The organism is Streptomyces ossamyceticus, assembly GCF_001418475.1.
In the GTDB taxonomy this organism is placed as follows: Bacteria; Actinomycetota; Actinomycetes; order Streptomycetales; family Streptomycetaceae; genus Streptomyces; species Streptomyces ossamyceticus.
The window spans coordinates 1-4,708 of the sequence record NZ_LIQX01000858.1 but is presented as its reverse complement, the minus strand read 5'-3'; the positions used below and the strand labels follow the sequence as shown (position 1 = coordinate 4,708).

General features: G+C 73.5%; 3 protein-coding genes. All 3 read left to right on the top strand.

Translation table 11 applies throughout. The features are described from left to right. Positions 1-113 precede the first annotated feature (113 nt). Entirely contained in the window at positions 114-1,760 is a 1,647-nt protein-coding gene (locus tag AOK15_RS39775) for an alkaline phosphatase D family protein (RefSeq protein WP_055523949.1), read from the top strand. A 196-nt stretch (positions 1,761-1,956) separates the two neighbouring features. After that, the gene (locus tag AOK15_RS43375; RefSeq protein ID WP_107099619.1) at positions 1,957-4,080 is read left to right on the top strand and encodes an FAD/NAD(P)-binding protein; all 2,124 of its coding nucleotides are present in this window, start codon (positions 1,957-1,959) and stop codon (positions 4,078-4,080) included. Between the two features lie 84 nt (positions 4,081-4,164). Further along, entirely contained in the window at positions 4,165-4,617 is a 453-nt protein-coding gene (locus AOK15_RS39765) for a DoxX family protein (protein ID WP_055523948.1), read from the top strand. The last annotated feature ends 91 nt before the right edge of the window (positions 4,618-4,708 follow it).

The window sequence follows — 4,708 nt, the reverse complement described above, 5'->3', positions numbered from 1 at the left end:
GGACCACCCTCCTCCGTCGTTCCGTACCGTACGGGGCGACGGAGGAGGGTGGTCCGCAGGGACACAGGCGTCCCCCAGGGACCTCCGACCAGAGAGGGAGCGGGTGATCGCCGATGGCGGAACTGCGCCTTGGCCCACTGCTGAGATACGTGGACGGTTCGGCCGCGACCGTCTGGGTCGAGACGAGCCGCCCCTGCACGGCCGAGGTGCGCTGCACCGGCGGCGGGGGCGGCACGGCCCGCACGTTCCAGATCGCCGGCCACCACTACGCGCTGGTGCCGGTGACGGGCCTGACCCCGGGCACGGTGTCGTCGTACGAGGTCCTCCTCGACGACTCCCCGGTCTGGCCCCTGCCCGACTCCCGGTTCCCGCCCTCCGAGATCCACACCCCGGCCGGCGACGATCCGGTCCGTGTCGCCTTCGGTTCGTGCCGCTGGGCCGCGCCGCCGCACGGCGACTCCGACCCGGTGGGCCCGGACGCCCTGGACGCGCTGGCCTCCCGTATCGCCGCCGGGGCGGGCGACGAGCGTCCCGACGTCCTGCTCCTCCTCGGCGACCAGGTCTACGCGGACGAGACCTCCAAGGCCACCCGCGCCTACCTCGCCTCCCGCCGGGACCTGCGGGAGCCGCCGGGCGCGCAGGTCGCGGACTACGAGGAGTACACCCACCTCTACTACGAGTCCTGGCTCGACCCGGGCATCCGCTGGCTGCTGTCCACCGTGCCCACCTGCATGATCTTCGACGATCACGACGTCATCGACGACTGGAACACCAGCGCGTCCTGGCTCGCCGACATGCGGGACACCCCCTGGTGGCAGAAGCGCATCCTGAGCGGCCTGATGTCGTACTGGGTCCACCAGCACCTCGGCAACCTCTCCCCCGTCGAACTGGCCGCCGACCCGGTGTACGCCGCGGTACGCGCCGTCCCGGACGGTACGGAGGTCCTGCGCGCGCACGCCACCGAGGCGGACCGGGACCCGGCCTCGGTCCGCTGGAGCTACCGGCGGGACTTCGGACGCGTCCGCGTGCTGATGCTCGACAGCCGGGCCGCGCGGGTCCTCGACGAGGCGAACCGGTCGATGCTGGACGCGGGCGAGGCCGCGTGGCTGCGGAAGCAGGCGCTGGACGACCCCGGCTCGTGCGACCACCTCCTCATCGGCACCTCGCTGCCCTGGCTGCTGCCGCACCTCGTGCACGGGGCCGAGGCGTGGGACGCCGCGCTGTGCCAGGGCGTGCGCGGGGAGCGCTGGGCGCGGTTCGGGGAGAAGGTGCGGCGGGCGGCGGACCTGGAGCACTGGGCCGCGTTCCCGGAGTCCTTCGAGGCGCTGACCGCCCTGACGGCCGAGGCCGGCTCGGGGGACGGCGCCCCGGCGACCGTGCTGGTGCTCTCCGGGGACGTGCACCACGCCTACATCGCCCAGCCGTCCTGGCCCGCCGACGCCCCCGCCGTGCCGGACGCCCGCGTTCTGCAGCTCACCTGCTCGCCGGTCCACAACTCCGTCCCGCTGTCCATGAAACTGGGCTTCCACTTCGGCTGGAGCCGGATCGGGCGGGCGATCGGCCGGTGGCTCGCACGGCACGGGCGGGGCGGGCGGCCGTCCATCGACTGGCACAGGACGGGCGGCCCCTGGTTCGGCAACCAGCTCATGACCCTGACCCTGCGCGGCCGTTCGGCCCGGCTGCGGTTCGAGCAGGCGCGGGCCCGGAAGGGCGAGAAGGCCCGGCTGGAGACGGTCACGGAGTCAGCACTCACCCCCTAATACCGCCATTGGACACGGTTGTTACCCCTGTTGTCCGGGATGCGCGTGAGGCATCCCACACCGGGTGCCCTGAAGGGTTTCAGTGCCCCGTTCGCGTGCCGTCCGACGGCATGATGAGGCGGACCGTCCGCTTCCTCTCGGGCGGTCCGCCGCACCGCGCCCCACGGTGCGCCCCACACGCACGGGAGTTACCCCCTTGTCCGAGTTGCCAGGGATCAGTGACATCGGCGTCGCTCTCGTCGGCGCCGGCCCCCGCGGCACCAGCGTCCTGGAACGCCTCTGCGCCTCAGCGCCCGAACTGCTGCGCCCCGGAATCCGGTTGACCGTCCACGTCGTCGACCCGGCCCCGCCGGGCCCCGGCCAGGTGTGGCGCACCGCCCAGTCCCCGCACCTGCTGATGAACACCGTGGCCTCGCAGGTCACCCTGTTCACCGACGAGAGCGTGGACTGCTCGGGTCCGATACGGCCGGGGCCGAGCCTCCACGAGTGGGCCGCCGACCGGGCCGACCCCGGTGGCCCGCCCGCGCCCGGCCCCGACGACTATCCGACCCGCGCCCAGTACGGCAGCTACCTGGAGTGGGTCTTCGCCGAGGTGGTGCGGGGCGCGCCGCCCGCGATCCGGGTACAGACACACCGGACCCGCGCGGTCCGCCTCGACGACGCACCCGACGGCAGCCAGCGCCTCACCCTCGCCACCGGTCACGTCCTCGCCGACCTCGCCGCCGTGGTCCTCGCCCAGGGCCACCTGCCCACGGCCCCGGACGAGGAGGAGCGCCGCACGACGGCGTACGCTGCCCGGCACGGTCTGCGCCACCTCCCGCCCGCCAACCCGGCCGACCTCGACCTCTCCTCCCTCGCCCCGGGCGAACCGGTCCTCCTGCGCGGACTCGGCCTCAACTTCTTCGACCACATGGCCCTGCTGACGACAGGCCGCGGCGGCCGGTTCGTGTACGACCGGGACGAGGAGGAGCAGTGCCTGCCGGGCGCCCGGCGTCCGCGGTCGCCGCGCTACCTCCCCTCGGGCCGGGAGCCCCGCCTCTACGCCGGTTCCCGGCGCGGAGTGCCGTACCAGGCGCGCGGCGACAACGCGAAGGGTCCCTACGGCCGCCATGTGCCGCTGGTCCTGACCCCCGAGGTGATCGCCGGCTTCCGCAAGCGCGCCGACTCCGGGGAGGCACCGGATTTCCTCGCGGAGATATGGCCGCTGGTGGCGAAGGAGGTGGAGACGGTCTACTACGAGGCGCTGAGGCGGCGCCCCGGCGAGGAGGCGGCGGGCGGGCAGCCCCCGAGCGGGGAGACGCCGGGCGAGCGGACCGCGGGCGGACATGCGGCGGGCGAGCGGACCGCGGGCGAACATGCGACGGGCGAGCGGACCGCGGGCGAAGAGACGGCGGGCGAAGAGGCGGCGGGCGGGCAGGGGGCGTGCGACGACACCTTCCGCGAGCGGTTCCTGGCCGCCCCGCACCGCAGCCGCCAAGAGGCCGCCGTCCTCGACGAGTTCGGGGTGCCCGAGCGCGACCGCTGGTCCTGGGAGCGTGTCTCGCGCCCGTACGCGGGGCTCGTGTTCCCCGATCCGGGGGCCTGGCGGGCCTGGCTGCTCGCCCACCTCCGCGAGGATGCCGCGCGGGCCGCGCTCGGCAATGTGGCGGGCCCGGAGAAGGCCGCGCTGGACGTGCTGCGGGACCTGCGCAACGAGCTGCGGCTGATCGTGGACCACGGCGGACTGACCGGTGACTCCCGCCGGGACCACCTGGACCGCTGGTACACCCCCCTGAACGCCTTCCTCTCCATCGGCCCGCCCCGCAGCCGTGTCGAGGAGATGACCGCGCTGATCGAGGCGGGCGTCCTGACGGTCCTCGGCCCCGGCCTGGAGGTGCGGCAGGACGACGGTGCCTGGCTCGCCCACTCCCCCGAGGTGCCGGGCTCCGACGTCCGGGTCACGACGCTCATCGAGGCACGGCTGCCCGAACCGGACGTTCGCCGGACCGCCGACGAGTTGCTCACCCGGCTGCTGCGGGAGGGCGCCTGCCGCCCGCACCGGGTGGACGGGCACGAGACGGGCGGGCTGGACGTGACATCCCGGCCTTATCACCTGATAGGCCGTCACGGGGTGCCGCACGAAAAGCGGTTCGCTCTCGGGGTGCCGACGGAGGGGGTGCACTGGGTGACCGCCGCGGGAGCCCGACCTGGCGTGGATTCGGTCACTCTTTCGGACGCGGACGCGGTGGCACGAGCCGTTCTACGCGCGGTAACGGGGGGAAAATCCGACCAAGCGGAGGTAAGGACCTGGCCAGATGTTGAACTTGTAACCATCGAGTAGCAGTGCATAACTGGAGTGACCCGCCGGTAATCCCGTCCCCACCGGTCCCACCGGGACCGGGTGATACCGAAGGAGTCACCCCACATGACCGGACGCCTCAACAGCGCCCAGCCATACGCCCTCGGCTTGTTCCGCATCGTCATCGGACTGCTGTTCACCTGCCACGGCGCCAAGAGCCTCTTCGGCCTCCTCGGCGGCGTCGACGGCCAGGGCGGAACCGCCGCCACCGGAGCCTGGCCCGGCTGGTACGCGGCCGTCATCCAACTCGTCGGCGGCAGCCTGGTCCTCCTCGGCCTCGGCACCCGCTTCGCCGCGTTCATCGCCTCGGGCGCCATGGCCTACGCGTACTTCAAGGTCCACCAGCCGGAGGCCCTGTGGCCCGCCCAGAACGGCGGCGAGCTGGCGGCCCTCTACTGCTGGACCATGTTCCTCCTGATCTTCACCGGCTCCGGCGCGCTCGGCCTGGACAAGCTCATCGCCAAGCGCTCGACGGCCCACACCAGGGAGGCGAGGAAGCGGGAGCCGGTAGCAGCCTGACGGACCGCGAGGCCGCGAGGCCGCGAGGCACGAAGACGGGTCGGAGAGGGCCGGTCGCGGAGGGCCGGGCAGTGCGGGCCGGTCAATGCGG

Bases quoted from the DNA above. Each gene is read 5' to 3' on its own strand.
- AOK15_RS39775 (WP_055523949.1), top strand. From the start codon at position 114: ATGGCGGAACTGCGCCTTGGCCCACTGCTGAGATACGTGGACGGTTCG.
- AOK15_RS39765 (WP_055523948.1), top strand. From the start codon at position 4,165: ATGACCGGACGCCTCAACAGCGCCCAGCCATACGCCCTCGGCTTGTTC.